The sequence below is a fragment of the Streptomyces doebereineriae genome (genome assembly GCF_031845645.1).
Lineage (GTDB): Bacteria > Actinomycetota > Actinomycetes > Streptomycetales > Streptomycetaceae > Streptomyces > Streptomyces canus.
Genome location: NZ_JAVREZ010000007.1, coordinates 117,152 through 133,256, shown reverse-complemented (window position 1 = coordinate 133,256; position 16,105 = coordinate 117,152). Strand labels below are relative to the sequence as shown.

General features: G+C 68.8%; 12 protein-coding genes. 9 read left to right on the top strand and 3 right to left on the bottom strand.

The annotated features are described in order from the left end of the window. Positions 1-116 precede the first annotated feature (116 nt). Together RNB18_RS21585 and RNB18_RS21580 are read right to left on the bottom strand one after the other, a co-directional pair. Positions 117-3,557 (bottom strand): non-ribosomal peptide synthetase, encoded by a 3,441-nt coding sequence (locus RNB18_RS21585; RefSeq protein WP_311715741.1) that lies wholly within the window; start codon positions 3,555-3,557, stop codon positions 117-119. A gap of 44 nt (positions 3,558-3,601) precedes the next feature. Then, positions 3,602-4,366 carry a thioesterase II family protein gene (locus tag RNB18_RS21580; protein WP_311715739.1) on the bottom strand — a complete coding sequence of 255 codons (765 nt, stop codon included), beginning with the start codon at positions 4,364-4,366 and terminating at the stop codon, positions 3,602-3,604. A 315-nt stretch (positions 4,367-4,681) separates the two neighbouring features. Between RNB18_RS21580 and RNB18_RS21575 the strand changes: the two genes are divergently transcribed. From RNB18_RS21575 to RNB18_RS21540, 8 genes are all read left to right on the top strand, one after another. After that, the gene (locus tag RNB18_RS21575; protein ID WP_311715737.1) at positions 4,682-5,623 is read left to right on the top strand and encodes a chlorinating enzyme; all 942 of its coding nucleotides are present in this window, start codon (positions 4,682-4,684) and stop codon (positions 5,621-5,623) included. Between the two features lie 62 nt (positions 5,624-5,685). After that, the gene (locus RNB18_RS21570) at positions 5,686-5,955 is read left to right on the top strand and encodes an acyl carrier protein (protein ID WP_311715736.1); all 270 of its coding nucleotides are present in this window, start codon (positions 5,686-5,688) and stop codon (positions 5,953-5,955) included. Positions 5,956-5,993: 38 nt separating this feature from the next. Further along, the gene (locus RNB18_RS21565) at positions 5,994-6,743 is read left to right on the top strand and encodes a thioesterase II family protein (protein ID WP_311715735.1); all 750 of its coding nucleotides are present in this window, start codon (positions 5,994-5,996) and stop codon (positions 6,741-6,743) included. Continuing rightward, the gene (locus RNB18_RS21560; RefSeq protein WP_311715734.1) at positions 6,718-8,304 is read left to right on the top strand and encodes an amino acid adenylation domain-containing protein; all 1,587 of its coding nucleotides are present in this window, start codon (positions 6,718-6,720) and stop codon (positions 8,302-8,304) included. The genes RNB18_RS21565 and RNB18_RS21560 overlap by 26 nt, the downstream gene beginning before the upstream one ends. Beyond that, positions 8,301-8,774, top strand: coding sequence for a YbaK/EbsC family protein (locus RNB18_RS21555; protein ID WP_311715733.1), 474 nt, complete (start codon positions 8,301-8,303; stop codon positions 8,772-8,774). Before RNB18_RS21560 ends, RNB18_RS21555 begins: the two co-directional genes overlap by 4 nt. Beyond that, on the top strand, positions 8,771-9,940 hold the full coding sequence (locus RNB18_RS21550; RefSeq protein ID WP_311715732.1) for an acyl-CoA dehydrogenase family protein: 1,170 nt from the start codon (positions 8,771-8,773) through the stop codon (positions 9,938-9,940). The genes RNB18_RS21555 and RNB18_RS21550 overlap by 4 nt, the downstream gene beginning before the upstream one ends. 50 nt (positions 9,941-9,990) lie before the next feature. Next, positions 9,991-11,451, top strand: coding sequence for a cation:proton antiporter domain-containing protein (locus RNB18_RS21545; protein WP_311715731.1), 1,461 nt, complete (start codon positions 9,991-9,993; stop codon positions 11,449-11,451). A gap of 570 nt (positions 11,452-12,021) precedes the next feature. Continuing rightward, positions 12,022-14,367: a M20/M25/M40 family metallo-hydrolase gene (locus RNB18_RS21540; RefSeq protein ID WP_311715730.1), complete on the top strand. Its 2,346-nt coding sequence runs from the start codon at positions 12,022-12,024 to the stop codon at positions 14,365-14,367. 58 nt (positions 14,368-14,425) lie between these two features. Here the strand turns inward: RNB18_RS21540 and RNB18_RS21535 are convergent, their stop codons facing one another. Further along, on the bottom strand, positions 14,426-15,154 hold the full coding sequence (locus RNB18_RS21535; protein WP_311715729.1) for a hypothetical protein: 729 nt from the start codon (positions 15,152-15,154) through the stop codon (positions 14,426-14,428). Between the two features lie 203 nt (positions 15,155-15,357). Between RNB18_RS21535 and RNB18_RS21530 the strand changes: the two genes are divergently transcribed. Further along, entirely contained in the window at positions 15,358-16,077 is a 720-nt protein-coding gene (locus RNB18_RS21530; protein WP_311715728.1) for a hypothetical protein, read from the top strand. Positions 16,078-16,105 lie beyond the last annotated feature (28 nt).

Sequence of the window (16,105 nt, the reverse complement as noted above, 5' to 3'; positions counted from 1 at the left end):
CGAGCCTGTTTCCGGGCCCGGCGCGGCAGCCGGGAACCCGCCCGGTGGGCGCTCCGGAAAGCGGCCCCGGCCGGACGTCGTGCTTCCGGGGCGGGGTGCCGCAGCGCCGGAGCGGCTCATTCGGCGAGTTCCCTGGCCACCTGGTCCGCCTCCATGCCGCTCACGTGGAGGATCAACTCCGCCGTGCGGTCGGCGTCCGTTCCGGCCTCGGCTGCCGCTGACCGGAGCCCGTCGGCCAGGGCGAGCACCGTGCCCGCGGCCAGGAAGCCGCGGATCGAGAAATCCACCCGAAACAGGTCGCGAATCCGGGAGACCGCCTGGGTCACGAGCAACGAGTGACCTCCGAGGTCGAAGAAGTCGTCGGCCACCCCCACCCGGTCCAGCTCGAGAACCTCGCCCCAGATCCCGGCGAGCACCTTCTCCAGCGGCGTGGTGGGCTCGACGTAGGCACCGGACAGTTCGGGCCGGTCCGCGGCAGGGTCGGGCAGTGCAGCCCGATCGAGCTTGCCGCTCGGCTGCAGAGGGAACTCCTGCATGAGCATGAAGGCCGAGGGCACCATGTGGTCGGGCAGCCGGTCGAGCAGGTACCGGCGCAGCTCACCGACGCTCGGTGGCAACGGGCCCTGGGTGGTGAGATAGGCCACCAGGCGTTGCTCGGTGCCCACGCCCCGCAGGAGCACAATGCTGCGCTTTACGTCCTGATGGGAGGTCAGGGCAGCCTCGATCTCGCCCGGTTCGATCCGCAAGCCGCGCAGCTTCACCTGGTGGTCGAGCCGTCCCAGGAACTCCAGCTCGCCCGAGGAACGCCAGCGCGCGGCGTCGCCGGTGCGGTAGAGCCGCCCGGAGGGGTCGCTGCTGAACGGGTCGGGCGTGAACCGCTGCGCCGACAGGGCCGGACGGCGCCAGTAACCACGCCGCACGCCCGCACCGCCGATGAAGAGCTCACCGCGCACACCGACGGGCACGGGTTCACCGTGCGCGTCGAGGACGTACAGGCGCTGGTTGGGCAGCGGGCGGCCCCACGGGATGACGCCGGGGACCGGTTCGGGGCGCCGCACGAGGTGGTAGGTCGAGCAGTACGAGACCTCGGTCATGCCGGCGAGGTTGTAGAGCCGCAGATCCGGAAGCAGTTCGCCGAGTCGCTCGGCGAGCGCCGGCGGCAGCCGGTCGCCACCGAGGACGGCCGTGCGCAGTGCGGCGCCGTCCAGGCCGGGGCCGCCGTGAGCGTGGTTGACCAGCAGCTCGAGCAGTGCCGGCGCCGAGCTCCATGCGGTGACCCGGGTGTCGATGACGAGCCGACGCAGCTGTACCGGATCGGTTATCTCGAGATCATCCGGCGGGACGACCACGCACGCACCCGCGAGAAGGCTGCCGAGGATCTCGTAGACAGACATGTCGTAGTTGAGGCTGGAAATCGCCAGCATCCGGTCCGTCGGCCCGAGACCGAGGGTCCGGTTCAGCCCGGTGAGGGTGTTCACCACGCCGCCGTGTTCGTTGGCCGAGCCCTTCGGCCGGCCGGTGGAGCCCGAGGTGTAGATCACGTAGGCCAGCGTGCGCGGATGCGCCGGCCCGGGCAGTGGTTCCGCCTCCTCCTCCACGCCGATGTCGTCCAGGAGCACGTGCGTGGGCCCGGTGTTCCCCTCTACCGCGTTCAGTCGGCCGTCGGCGGCCACGGCGCGGTCGGTGACGACGAGTGAGACGCCCGAGTCGCGGATCATCAGATCGATCCTGGCCTGCGGATAGCCTGGGTCGAGCGGCATGTACGCGGCGCCCGCCTTGAGGATGCCGAGCAGGGCCACCACCATGTCGGCCGAGCGGGCCAGACAGACACCGATGACGTGTTCCGGTCCTGCACCGAGTGAGCGCAGTCGGTGCGCGAGCCGGTCGGCGCGCGCGGTCAACTCACGGTAGGTGAGTACGGTGTCGCCGCACTCGACCGCCGGGGCGTCCGGCCGGGCCATTGCCTGTGCTTCGACGAGGGCGTCCAGGCGGCCCTCGGCGGCGCTCGCGTCGCCGACCCCGGACAGCTCGCCGACGAGATGTTCCCGCTCCTTGGCCGACAGCAGTGGCAGCCGGTCGACGAGCTGGTCGGGTTCGGCCAGGGCGGCTTCGAGCACCCTGACGAACGCGTCGGCGATCCTCCCCGCGGTGGCAGCTTCGAAGAGGTCCGTGCTGAACTCGACCCGGCAGCGCAGCCGACCGTCGGGCTCCGGCACCAGATCGAGGACGAGGTCGAACTTGCTCGCATCCTGGTTGGTCGCCAGGTCCAGCTCCTCGACGTCGAGCCCGGCCAATGCGGGCGCCTGTCCCGGCACGTCGCGCAGTGCGAGCATCACCTGCACCAGCGGCACGGGGCCGAGCGAGCGATCCGGTCGCAGCGCTTGGACGAGCTTGCCGAAAGGGACGTCCTGGTGGGCGTAGGCGTCGGTGCAGGTCCGCTTGACCTCGGCGAGCAGCGTCGCGAACGACGCTGCGCCGGGCACGTCCACGCGCAGTGGCAGGGTGTTGACGAAGAACCCGGCCAGCGGCTCCAGTTCGGGGTGTGTCCGCCCGGCCAGAGGCGAACCGATCACGACGTCCCGTTCGCCGCTCCACCGTGCCAACACGACCGCGAACGCCGCGACCAGGACCATGTACGGGGTCGTCCGGTGCTCCTCGGCGAAGGAGGCCACTCCTTTCCACAGTTCCGTCGGGAGGTCGAACGGCTTCGACGCACCCCTCCAGGTGCGTGCCGCCGTCGGCGCGACGTCTGCGGGGAGCTCCAGCACGGGGGCGCCGTCGAGCCGCTTCCGCCAGTAGTCGATCTGGTTGTCCAGGGGGCCGGTGGCGAGCCAGTCCCGCTGCCAGACGGCGTAGTCGGCGTACTGCGTCTCGAGCTCTGCCAGAGGCGAGGGCAGACCGCGCTGGAAGGCGTCGTAGAGTGCGCCGAGCTCACGCAGCAGGACGCCGAGCGTCCAGCCGTCGGCTGCGATGTGGTGGAGCCCCAGCACCAGCACATGATCGGTGTCGGAGAGCCGCAACAGCCGAGCGCGCACCATGAGATCGGACGTGAGGTCGAAGGGCGTGGTGGTCTCGGCCCGGAGCGCGGCGGCGATCTCGTCCTCGGCGGCCGCGTTCACCACTGGAAGCGCCACAGGCCGGGGTCGCCCGACACGCTGCTCAGGGCGACCGCCCTCGTCGGGGAAGGTGGTGCGGAGCACCTCGTGCCGACGCACGATCTCGTCCAGGGCACCGCTGAGGGCCCGCCGGTCCAGTGCGCCCCGAAGGCGCAGGGCTCCGGACATCACGTAGGCCGTCGATTCAGGGTCCGCCTGCGCGAGGAACCAGAGCCGCTCCTGGGCGTAGGACAGCGGGAACCTCGGCTCAGCGCCCTCGCGCGGCAGCTTGCGCGGCTTCAGCGCTACTGCCTTCCGCCGGGCGAGCTCCAGGGTGAGCAGCGCCCTGCGTTCCTCTGAGAGCCCCTCCAGCGGGAGCTGACCGGTCCGTTCGGCCGCTTCTCCGACCGTGCCGCTGTCCGCGTCACCTTCGTGCGCTTCGGATGTATCCGCCTTCACCATGCCTGTTCCTCCTGTTCGGCCTCGCCCTCGTGCGCCTGCATCGCTCAGCCGGATCGCATGAGCCGGCCGCCGACGGCGGCGTTCGCGTCTTCGGCCAGCGCGGCCAGGACCAGCTCGACGGATTCCTGAACGAAGAAGTGGCCACCGGGAAAGGTGCGAGGTGGCTGTTCGCGTGTCGTGTGCGTGGCCCACAAGCGCTCCGCCGCGGGCCCGTCGACCGTCGGGTCCCGCGCGCCGAGGTAGACGTGGAGCGGACAGTCGAGCGGTGGTTCCGCACGCTGCCTCCTGCGTTCGACGAGCTGGAGATCGGCGCGCAGTGCCGGCAGCATCTCGTCGAGAAACTCTCGGCTGGCGAGCAGTTCTTCGGATGTGCCGCCGAGGCCGCGAAGCCAGGTCATCAGTTCCTCGTCCGAGGCATCGGACGAGGACTTCGACACCGTCCGTTGCTCGGGCGGCTCACTCGCGGCGGCCACCAGCGCCACCGGCTTCCAACCGCGTCGGGCACGCAGCTCGTAGGCCAGGTCGAGCGCCAGGACCGCCCCCATGCTGTGTCCGAAGAGCATCACCGGCCGCTCCAGCAGTGGTGCCGCGGCGTCGGCGAATTCCGTGACGGCGCCCTCGAGACTCGTGGCCGGCGGCTCGGCCTGCCGGCCGCCACGGCCGGGCAGTTCGAGTGTGGCCACTCCGAGGCCCGTGGGCAGCAGGTCGGCCCAGCCCTTGAACAGCCGCGCACTGCCCCCTCCGGGCGGCAGACACAGCAGCCACATCCGGACTTCGTCCACCTCCGACCACACCCGTAGTGCGTTCATGCGACACCACACTGTTCCCGTCGAGTCAAACGATCTCTGCAAAGTCGGTCCGAGGCTCGCAGGCCGCTCGCGGATCGACCAGTCGGGGAATTCCCTTACCCGGCTCAGGGCGGTAGCTGTGCCAGACTGCGGAGTGCGCTGGCAGTGATTGTGAAGCGGAACGGTGACGGACCCTGTCCTTCGTTGCGTTGTCCGCACGGCTCGAGGCGCCCTGGAGGCGCAATGCGGTAGTAAAGGAAGCCGGGGTCGAGTTCATCCTCTTTGGGCCTCTGTTTTCCAGCTCTGTTTCAGTGTATGTTCGGAGAAAGGTGTGAAATGCAGGATCTGGACTTCTCGCTCACGGCCGAGGAGATCGAGCAGTTTCACCGCAACGGGTTCATAGGTCCGTTTGACCTGTATGAGCCCGAGGAGATGGAGAAGAATCTCCGCGCATTGCGCCCCAAACTGCTGAACACCAAGAAAGCGATCTACAGCCAGGACAAGGCTGTTTCTGGTGTGACGAATCTGGCCAACTATGATCGGCATCTTGATGTCGACTTCCTGGCGGAGCACATCTCCAAGCCCGAGATCGTCCATCGGGTCGCCAGCCTGCTGGGCCCGGATGTCCTGTGCTGGCGGAGCGAGTTCTTCCCCAAGTACCCCGGTGACGAGGGCACGGACTGGCATCAGGCCGACAACTTCTCGAACGTGGCCGGCTCCAAGCACCCGCAGATCGTCTGGCCGGAGGACGCCGAGTTCGGTGGCACCATCACCGTGTGGTCCGCCTTCACCGAGGCGTCGATCGAAAACGGCTGCCTGCAGTTCATTCCGGGTTCGCACAAGACGATGAACTACGACGAGTCGAAAACGATGACGTACGACGCCGACTCCATCAACAAGAAGGAGAAGGGCGGTGTGCGGCGAGGTTTCTTCGGCTACGATTATCGTCAGCTGCAAAAGGATCCCCACTGGAGCCCGGACGAGTCGAAGGCCGAATCGCAGGTGATGCGGCAGGGCCAGTTCATCATCTTCTGGTCGACTCTGATGCATGCGTCACACCCGCACAGCGGTCTCAACGACCAGATGCGACTCGGCTTTGCCGGTCGTTATCTGCCGACGTCCGTGAAGGTTTATCCGCACTCGGACGCTCTTGAGGAATTCGGCGGTGCTGCGAGTCTCGACAGGTTCGGCAATGTGCTCGTCTCCGGCAAGGATGAATTCCAGCACAACCGATTCGTCGAGACCACGGTCAACGGGTACCGCTTCCCGGTCCGCTAGGCACCCACGCCCCGGCACGTCCTGAGGCCGCAGAACCCCAGCGAGAGGAGACGAGCAGCGCCATGCGTGCTTCCGACAACCAAGATGAGATCGAAGACTGGGTGGTCGAGATCTGCAAGGGTCTCGGCCTGCCGGTCACGGACGCCGACAGTGACTTCTTCGAAGCCGGCGGTACCTCGTTGACCGCGATGAGGCTGATCGGCAAGGCGGAAGAGACATACGGTGAGGACGCTCTTCCGCCCGACGACCTGTATGCGGAGAGCAGTCTGCGTGACATCGCGGCAGCGATCCGGCGCAATGGCTCACTGGCGAGTGCGGGCGGCGAGCGCTAGGCATGCTGGTGCGGCGGCCTGGCAGCGGCAGATGGGTGATGAAACTCAGGGAGGCGTCCGCCACGCCGATCGTCCGGTTGATCTGCCTGCCCTATGCGGGCGGAAGCCCCGATCTCTTCAGGGCCTGGGCGGACGGTCTGAGCGCCCATGTGGAGTTGTTCGCTGTCAGGCTGCCCGGCAGAGGGCCGAGGCTGAGCGAGGACCTGTACACCGAATGGGAGCCGTTGATCACGGATACCTATGCCGCGCTGGCGCCGTACCTGGATGAGCCCCATGCTTTTTACGGTCACAGCTTCGGGGCCCGACTGGCCTATGAGCTGGGCCACTTGTCCGTGGCCGAGCACGGTGAGCTCACCCGTCGGCTCTTCCTGTCCGGGTCGCGAAGCCCCAGCAGTCCTCAACACCGGCCGTACATGCATGAGTTGTCCGAGGTCGGTTTCCTGGACGCCCTGCGTGCCATGGGTGGCACTCCGGCCGAAGTCCTGGACGACAGAGCGCTGATGAGGCTCTTCCTGCCGACCGTACGCGCTGAGATCCGGCTCGCGGAACTGTGGGGTGACCGGCACGGCAGGGGTGTGAACGTGGCCGTCACCGCCCTGTACGGCCGGGATGACCCGATCGACGGGCCCGAGTCCATGCGGGACTGGAAGCACTACACCGAGGACGACTGCGAGCTGCTCGGCGTGGCCGGCGGGCACTTCTTCCTGGAGACACACCGAGAGCCCTTGCTGGATGTCGTCAACGCCCGATTGGAGGGCGCGCGTGAAGAGCCTGACCTGCACAGCTGAGGCGTTGTCGATCCACCGGGAGATCAATCGCACCGCCGTCCCCTATCCCGACGAGGTCGGCGTCAAGCAACTCTTCGAGAACTGCGCGGCCCGGCACGTCGACGCCGTGGCCGTCGTTCACCGCGACCGAACACTGACGTACGGCGAAATCAACGAACTCGCCAACGGTCTCGCGGACGAGCTGTGGAAGCGGGGAGTGCGTCCGGGAGACGCCGTCGGTGTCTGCATCGAGCGGTCCCCGGAACTGATCGTCGGCCTGCTCGCGGTGCTCAAGTGCGGAGCTGCCTATATGCCCTTCGATGTCTCATGGCCCGATGCACGGCTGAGGGCCCTGTTCGCCGATGCCCGCTGTCGCAGGGTGCTCGCCGATCCGGCCATGCAGCTCGCCGAGCGCTTTCCCGAGTGCGAGGTAGTCCCGGCCAGGTACGCGGAACCGCCGCGCAGCCGAAAGGGCCCGGTCGTGGCAGTCGGCCCTCAGGACATCGCTTACATCAACTTCACCTCGGGCTCCACCGGCAGGCCCAAAGGCGTCCCGATCCAGCACCGTGCCATCGCGCGCCTGGTCTTCGGCGCTGTGTATGCGCGCCTTGACGCGGACACCACGCTGCTGAACCTGGCACCCGTGTCCTTCGACGCGGCCACGTTCGAGATTTGGGGTGCGCTGCTCAACGGGGGGACCTGTGTCCTGTACCCCGGGAAGCATGTGCGTCTGTCCGAGCTGAAGCGGGTTCTGGACGAGCACCGTGTCACCGTACTGTTCCTGACCACGGCCCTGTTCAACACGGTGGTGGACGAGGCGCCCGAGATTCTCGGTGGTCTCGAGACCATCCTCACGGGCGGCGAGGCGCACTCCGTCAAGCACATCGAGAAGGCGCTGCAGCACTACGGCCGGGAGCGGTTGGTCAGTGTGTACGGCCCCACCGAGTGCACGACCTTCGCCACGTTTCACCCTGTCAGGGAAGTGCGTCCGGAGGATCCCGCGCTGCCCATCGGCCGTCCTGTCCAGAACACCCGCCTGTACGTGGTGAACGGCGACAAGCTGTGCGCACCAGGTGAGACCGGCGAGGTACTGCTGGCGGGTGCCGGCCTTTCCCCGGGGTATCTGGGCATGCCGGACGTCACCAAGGAACGGTTCGTCGACCGCGAGGTGTCCGGGGTGCCCGAGCGCCTCTACCGCACCGGTGACCGCGCCTATCTGCGCGCAGACGGAGATCTGATCTTCCAGGGGCGTCAGGACGACCAGGTGAAGATCAACGGGTTCCGTATCGAACTGGACGAGGTGGCCCACCACATCAGGTCCCATCCCATGGTGCAGCAGAGCTATGTCACCGTCACCGTGCGCCCGACGGGCGAGAAGGCGCTCGTCGCCTTTGTCGTGCCGCAGAGCGAGGACTTCTCGCCCGAGGTACTGAGGGCGCACCTCGGGACACGGTTGCCGGGGTACATGATCCCCTCCGGCATACATCCGTGCCGTGCGTTGCCGCTGACGGCGACCGGTAAGGTCGACCGCCTTGCACTGCTCTCATCTCACGTACAGCCAACGGGAGTTACACCAGTATGACCATCAGCAAGCGGGCACAGCAGTTCCAGGACGCCCTTCACCAGCGCGGCCTGGATCTGACCGTTGTCGAACTTCCCGACTCGACCCGCACCGCGGACGACGCGGCCAACGCCCTGGGCTGCCAGAAATCGCAGATCGTGAAGTCGCTCGTGTTTCGCAAGGAGTCGACGGGCGAGCCGGTGATGGTACTCGCCAGTGGCCCGAACCGGGTGAACGAGAAGGCCATCGCGGCCCACGTCGGCGGGAAGATCGGCAAGGCGGACGCGGAGTTCGTCAAGCAGGTCACCGGGTACACCATCGGCGGTGTGCCGCCGCTGGCCCACCGTGAGCGTCTGACTGTGCTGGTCGACGAGGACCTGTTGACCTTCGAGGAGACCTGGGCCGCCGCCGGCACACCCAACGCGGTCTTCAAGATCCCAGGAAAGATCACGGACATCCTGGACGACCACACGGTGGTCTCCGTCAAGTGAGCGAACCCGCTGGCGAACCAGTCATAGGCGACCCGTACGCCTTCGCCGGGCAGGACGAGTTCAGGGAGCGGGTCCGGCGTCTTCTCGCGCAGTCTGTGCTGCTCCACGCGGAGAAGTGGGAACAGGGTGCGTGCATCCCGGCAGAAGGGTGGCGGACGCTGGGCGAGCAGGGGCTGTTGGCGCTCGGGCACGGGGGGGAGGACTTTCTGCGCAGTGCTGTCTTCCTGGAGGAGCTGGGCCGCACCGGGTACGCCGGTGTCCGGGCGGCCGTCGGGGTGCACGCCTATATGGCCCCGTCCTATCTGGAGCTGTTCGGCACCCCTGAGCAGAAGAGGAGATATCTGCCGCGGATCCGCAGCGGGGAGCTCGTTGTCGCATTGGCGATCAGCGAGGACGGCGCCGGCACCGACCTGAGCGGAATGCGAACTGAGGCTCTGTCGGCCGATGAGGCGGGCCGCTACGTCAACGGCTGTAAGTGGCCGGTGGTGAACGGCACGCAGGCCGACCTGTTCGTCACGCTGGTCAGGACCCGTCAGGCCACTGCGGGCAGAGGTCTGACGGGCGCCAGCCTGGTCCTCGTGGAGGGCGACAGCCCCGGCGTGATCCGTCGGCCCGAGCCCATGCTCGGCATGCGCAGTGCGGACGTATGCCGCATCGAGTTCGATCAGGTCCGGATAGCCGCGGACCAGTTGATCGGCCGTCAGGATCGCGCGCTGATGTACCTGATGAAGGCCCTGGAATTCGAGCGCCTGGTCGCCGGACTCCTTGCCGTGGGCGGCGTCCACTCCTGTCTTGCGCTGCTCGGCGCACACGTCCGGGAGCACCGGGTGGGAGATGCGCCGCTCGCCACGAAACAGGCGGTCAAGCACCGACTGGCAGATCTGGTGGCGGAGTTCGAGCTGGTACGGCACTTCGCCCACCGGGCGGCATGGCGCCACAGCCGAGGCGATCTGAACAGCCGGACCGCCTCCATTCTCAAGCTGAAGGCTACGGAACTGGCAGTCGAGGCGGCCCAGGTCTGTGTCCAATACCACGGTGCGCGGGGCTATGCCGAGGGCTCGGCGGTGGCCCGCCACTATCGCGACGCCATGGCGGGAACGATCGCCGCCGGTGCCAGCGAGCTGATGCGCGACATGATCTTCGAGGACATGTCGTACGAACTCTGAGATGCCGCCCGAGCCTTCGGATTGGCGGAGTCTGCACAGGTGAAGTGACGGTGAGCGGGGGAGTGATGACGCGGTTGCCCGGTGCGGACGACGAGAAGAAGCGGCGCCCATGGGGGGCGCTGGCGGTGGGGGGTGTCCTACCTCTCGCGGTGATCGCGGTGATCGCCGCCACGGTCTCGGGAGACTGGTCGAAAGGCGCCACGGGGAAGACGAGCAGCCACGGCCTGGACACTTCCGGACACTTCCTGCTTGCCACGGCGCTCATTCTGTCGGCAGCCCGTCTGGGGGGTGTCCTGGCCGAGTGGGTGCGCCAGCCTCGGGTCGTGGGTGAGATATGTGCGGGCCTGGCCCTGGGGCCCTCACTGTTCGGCAGGTTGGCTCCGGACGCGGCCGACTGGCTGTTCCCTCAGTCGGTACAGCAGTTGCTGAACGGTCTGGCTCAACTGGGGCTTGTGCTCTTCATGTTCGGAGTGGGGCGGGAACTGTCCGGGATGCGTCTTCGCGGGGCGGCGACGCAGGCCTTGCTGATCAGTCAGGCATCGATGCTGGTGCCCTTCGCCCTGGGTACGGCGGCTGCGGTCCTGCTGCTCGACTACGCTCAGGACGGCGTGCACTCCCTCGCCTTCGTGCTCTTCGTGGGCTGTGCTCTGAGCATCACGGCCTTTCCCGTGCTGGCTCGCATCCTCACGGACCTCGGGATCATCCGCACCCCGGTAGGGCGGCTCAGTCTCTTTGCGTCGGCGGTGGGCGACGGCGGCAGCTGGTTGATCCTCGCGGCGATCCTGGCCGGCGCCCGTGGTTCGAGCCCGGTCGGACTGCTGGTCAACGGACTGGCCGCGTTGGCGATCACGCTGTTCTACCTCGGCCCGCTGCGCCGATTCCTCGTCAAGTGGTCGATGACAGGGAAGGACAAGGACGGCACCACCACGATGGTGCTGCTGGTCGTGCTCGTCACCGGCACGGCCGCGCTGACCGCGAGCATCGGACTGCATCAACTCATCGGCGCGCTCCTCGTCGGCGTGGCCTGGCCCAAGGGCAACCGCAAGGCCGTGGTGGCGGCCGAGCATCTGGTGAGTACGGCCGCGTCCGTGCTGCTGCCGTTCTTCTTCTTCGGTTTCGGGCTCACCCTCGATCTCGGAGCGCTGCAATGGGGTGTCCCGTCACTGCTCGCCCTGGCAGGACTGCTCACTCTGGCAGTCGTCGGCAAGGTGATCGGACCCGGTCTGGTGGCCCGTATGACGGGGATGCCCTGGCGCCCCGCCTTCACTCTGGGGGTGCTCCTCAACGCCCGGGGGCTGACCGAACTCGTGGTCATTCAGATCGGATACCAGGCGGGGATCATCGACCGGAGACTTCTGGCGATCCTGACGCTCGTAGCGCTGATCACCACGGCGATGACGAGTCCGATGCTCAGCCTGTTCGGCCTGAAGCCGGATTCCGCTCCGTCGGACGCGGCGGAATCCTCCGAGGAGGCGGAGCTGGTGGGTACCGGCTCCACCGAGAGGGGCTGACTTCCGGGCGTCGGCGGGATCCTGCCTCAGGCCGGTGAGCTCGCACGGGCGCCAGGTGCTCACCGACCGGTCCGACACCTGGTCGGTGGCATGAGGGATTCCCCCGACTCCTGCCGGGTCTGGTTCGTTGCCACCATCGGGGTGCGCTCCATGACCTCAGGAAGGAGGAACTCAACTTCGCGCGCCTCGCCGTGATGGCCATCGCCGTGCTCTGCGACCGGTGACCTCGGATACGGACCGCTGGGCTGGGCCCTCATGCCCCGGCTCACCCCGGCGAAGAAGCCAAGCGCGCTGTTCCGGCTCTCTTTCCGGCGGGTCGCTCATCCCACCGGACAGGCCGGCGGCCCCGGCGTCACCCGGCGGCCTCACCGTCGGCACGATCGCCGACCACCTCAGTCCGCCCGTCCTCCTCGCCGTCCCCTGCTCACCATTGCCCCGCACATCTCGCCGCCCCCGCTGACGAACCGCGGCATCGGGCAACCGCCGGAGCGGTACGACCCGTCACGGAACGCGCGCCGGCACCTCGCCCACCAGCACAGGAATGGCTGACCAGTGACACTTCGCGAGATCATGACCCCCGACACGCCCCACCGGCCATCGGCTGCGCCCCCCGCGCTGCGGCGGCGCCTTCCGGGGCTGCTCCTGCTCGCCGTCGTGGCCCTGATCGCCGTGGCGACCGTGGTCGGCACGACGACACCGCCCGACCCCCTGCGCGCCGACGCGCCGGCGAAGGAGTTCTCTGCCGCCCGGGCGCACGCCTACGTCGAGGACATCGCCTCCGCGCCGCACCCCATCGGCTCGGTCGAGCACGACCAGGTCCACGATCGGTTGGTGCGTGAACTCACCCGGCTGGGACTCGCGCCCAAGACCGGCGAGTCGGTCGGTGTCGACCGTGCTCCCGACTACGCCGCGGCCGCACGGGTTCAGAACATCCAGGCCACCATGCGCGGTACGGACCCGACCGGCCGAGTTCTGGTCGTGGCGCACTACGACTCCGCGGAGAACGGCCCCGGCGCCACCGACGACGCCCACGGCGTGGCGGCCCTGCTGGAGACCGTCCGGGCCCTGCGCGCGGGACCCGCGCCGCGCAACGACATCACCTTCCTGTTCTCCGACGGAGAGGAGGCCGGTCTGATGGGCGCCCGCGCATTCGCCGCCTCCGGCGGCCTGGGCGCCGCGGACCGGACCGTCGTGCTCAATCTGGACGCCAGAGGGACGTCCGGACGTACGGTGATGTTCGAGACCGGGGCGCACAACGGGGCACTGGTACCGGCACTCGGTGACCATGTCCCGGTCACCACCTCGCTCGCGTACGAGGTCTACCGGCGGTTGCCCAACGCCACCGACTTCACGGTCTTCCGTGAGGCGGGCCTGACCGGGATGAACTTCGCCAACATCGGCACGTCGGCGAACTACCACACCGCCCACGACAACCTCGCCAATTCCAGCAGCGCCTCCCTGCAGGACATGGGCTCCACGGTGCTGGCCGCGACCCGGCAACTTGCCGCCGCCGACATCCCGGCGGTCGCGGAGGGCACGGACGCCACCTACTTCTCGCTCGACGGCCTGCTGCTGCGCTATCCGGGCGGCCTGGTCCTGCCTCTGGCCGGTCTCTCGGCGGCGGCGCTCGCGGCCGCAGCGTGGTTCGCGGTGCGCCGTCGGGCCATCCGGGGCCGCTCGGTGGCGGTCGTGGCCGCGACCGTTCCCGTGCCACTGCTCACAGCGGCTGTGGTCGGATGGACGGGCTGGCAGCTCATGACGTTCTTCCGGCCGGACTACAGGGGCTTCGTGTTCGGCGACCCGTATCGGCCGGCGCTCACCGCGTTCGGCCTGGCGGTGCTCGTCGCGGTGGCGGTCTGGGTCTGGGCCTCGGTGCTGCGGCGCGGGCACGGGGCCCTGGAACTGAGTGCGGCGGTCAGCTGCTGGCTGACCGCACTGGCCGTAGTCACCGCCGTCCTGGTGCCGGGCGCCTCCTACCTTTTCGTGTGGCCCGCGCTGGCCGGCTCGGTGGGCCTGGCGCTCGCGGCACGGCTGCCGCGTGACTCGGCATGGCGGGACCCTCTGTCGGCGCTCGCAGCGGTGCCCGGGGCCGGGCTGCTGGTCCCCATCGCGGCGCTGTTCTTCGACGCGCTGGGACTGGCCCTGGCCATGGTGCCGCTCATCGTGGTGGCCGTCTTCGTGGCACCCCTTGTCGCCCCGTTCGCCGGCCGCCTCCATGGCCGGCCCCTCGTCGCATGGACGTCCGTGGCGGCACTGGTGGGGGTGGCCGTGTGTGTGGCCGGGGTGGCGCGGGACGGCGTGGACGGCCGACACCCTGCCCAAGTCAGCCTGCTGTACGTGGTCGACGGTGACCGGAACAAGGCCCGCTGGGTGAGCTCCGGACTCGGCGACCACCCCTGGCTCGAACAGTACGTCGGTGACGGTACGGCGCCGGTGACCGGACAGTTCCCCTGTCTGAAGGAACCAGAGGACTGGCGTACGGGTCCTGCGCCGCTGGTCGACGCTCCGGCGCCGGAGCTGAGGGTGCTGTCCACCCGGCGCGGCGCCGGATCGAGGGAAGTCGTGGTGCGCATCAACGCCGTCGGCGGGACGGTCAGCCAGCTGATGCTGTACGCCGACACGGCGGGCGGCTCCTCCGTGCAGGATCTGACGGTGGACGGCGACGAACTGCCTGAAGAGAACAACAAGCCTGACACGAAGGGGCGTTGGGGGTGGGACTTCACCTACGCCGCGCCACCGGCCCAGGGCGTTGAGCTGAAACTGAAAGTCAAGGGTGACGGACCGCTGAACCTGCGGCTGCTCGCGAAGTCCCTCGGGTTTCCGGGCGGAACGCTGAAGGGGGAGCGCCCCGCGACTGTCACCTGGGCCGCCTTGGATTCCGGATTCACCCTGGTCTCCAAGGCGTTCACCGTCTGACAGCTCAACACCCGCCGACCGGTGAGGGAAGGGCCTCACCGACTCTGCGCGGCTCCCGTCATACGTTCGTGTCGATGGCGATCCACTGCGCCGAGGCGTGGGCGAGCAGCCTGCCCCCGGCCGCGTCGTAGAGCGCGGTGAGATTGGTTGTCGTGCGCTCCTCCCTGTGCTCCAGCCTGCCGACCACCACGTACTCGACCCCTGACAGCGGAAGTTCGGTGATCTGGGCGGACATCCGGCCCAGGAGCTGGGGGCGCTGAACTGGATCAGTCGTCCAGCCGCCGGGGCAGTCCAGGGCGCTCCATACGATCTCGGGGAGCACCACGCCCCGTTCATCGGCGAGTTCGGGTGTGGGGGTCCACAGGCAGGCGACCGTACCCGGCTTGCCTTCGACCCCTCCCGGGCGCAGGGCGAGACCGCCCTCGGCCCGCTCCGGGCCGCAGACGAAGCATGTGGGGAAGGGGTGTCCGACACTCGTGAAGGAGCCCTGGGCAGCCTTCGCCTCCGCTGCCGACACCAGCTCCAGCACGGGAGGCGGGCCGTTGCCGCCCGTGACCGAGGCGATCACGTCCTCACCGTGCCAGGCGTGCCCGCGTTTCCCGGCCGGACGGTAGGTGAGCGGGGTGTCCATGGGGACCGGAAGGTGCAGTGACACGGCGACGGAGGCGGTCAGCTGCCCTCCGGCCGTGGCCAGTTCGGCCAGCCTGCCGCACGCGTAGCCTCCGTTGGCGCTGGCGGGGGGCCCGTTGAAGGCACTGGCGATGGAGAAGGTGGATATCGCGGTCAAGGAGTCTCCTTCGGCGGGGCGGCGAATCGTGTCAGCGACCCTAGAACGTACCGATGGCCGGTGGGCTCGTCGGCCGTCCGGATGTCAGGAGTGTTCCCGACTGTCAGCACAGTCCGTGAGGTTGCCAGTCTCTACCGGAGGCAATGGGTGTGACTTCGCCGCGCCCTCGGACAACAGGGGTGCTGATGACCCGGATTCGCCCCATGGCGGCCACTCGGACCGACCTGCTCACCGATACCGTGCAGCGATCCCCGGACTTGGTCGTCGTCTGCCGCTCGGCCCGCGAGGCAGGGCTGCTCTGCGGCACGTGCCCGGACCGTATGACGGACTTCTCCGGCCGCCCGTACGCGGGAGCCATGGCGGCCCCCACCTGCTCGCCGACCTGCCAGGCCCGTTCGGCGGGCCGGATCACCGGCGCGGTCCAGGATCGGGGGATCGGAACGGCTCCGGCCCTGGACGCGGCGAACGGTGCCCTCGCGAGGCTCGCCGAGCCCCTGTTGGTGCCGGCGCCTGCCGACGCCCCGATCGAGGGAGCCCGGGCAGCCGGGGATCCCGTGCCGGACACGCCGTTCACTCACCGCCGACGCGTGCAAGGAGGCGCCCGGTCGATCGCCCCCGGCGGGCGCGCCCATGTGCCGGCGGCGGTTGCGGTCCGCCGCCGGCTCGACACCGAAGCGCTGGAGCCGAGCCTGCGGACCACTCGCCATCCGACCGGCGGCGCACCCGTGACGACGGGGCCACCCGAGCCCGGCCGTCGCAGCGGAACGCGTCCGCGCCGGATCCGGCGGCCCACCGTGCAGTCCGGCCCCGGTGCCGCGCTCAATCCGCCGGACCTGGACGGCACCCGGATCCGGACCCTCCTGGAGGCCGTGGGCAGGGCGACCGGTGCCGGGACGGCGGACCTGCCGTGCCTGGGTGAGTGACGACCGACGAGCGGACCGCGGTGTCGGT

Coding starts and splice junctions, on each gene's coding strand:
- RNB18_RS21585 (WP_311715741.1), bottom strand. CDS start 3,557: ATGGTGAAGGCGGATACATCCGAAGCGCACGAAGGTGACGCGGACAGC.
- RNB18_RS21555 (WP_311715733.1), top strand. CDS start 8,301: ATGACCATCAGCAAGCGGGCACAGCAGTTCCAGGACGCCCTTCACCAG.
- RNB18_RS21565 (WP_311715735.1), top strand. CDS start 5,994: ATGAAACTCAGGGAGGCGTCCGCCACGCCGATCGTCCGGTTGATCTGC.
- RNB18_RS21580 (WP_311715739.1), bottom strand. CDS start 4,366: ATGAACGCACTACGGGTGTGGTCGGAGGTGGACGAAGTCCGGATGTGG.
- RNB18_RS21530 (WP_311715728.1), top strand. CDS start 15,358: ATGGCGGCCACTCGGACCGACCTGCTCACCGATACCGTGCAGCGATCC.
- RNB18_RS21570 (WP_311715736.1), top strand. CDS start 5,686: ATGCGTGCTTCCGACAACCAAGATGAGATCGAAGACTGGGTGGTCGAG.
- RNB18_RS21540 (WP_311715730.1), top strand. CDS start 12,022: ATGACCCCCGACACGCCCCACCGGCCATCGGCTGCGCCCCCCGCGCTG.
- RNB18_RS21575 (WP_311715737.1), top strand. CDS start 4,682: ATGCAGGATCTGGACTTCTCGCTCACGGCCGAGGAGATCGAGCAGTTT.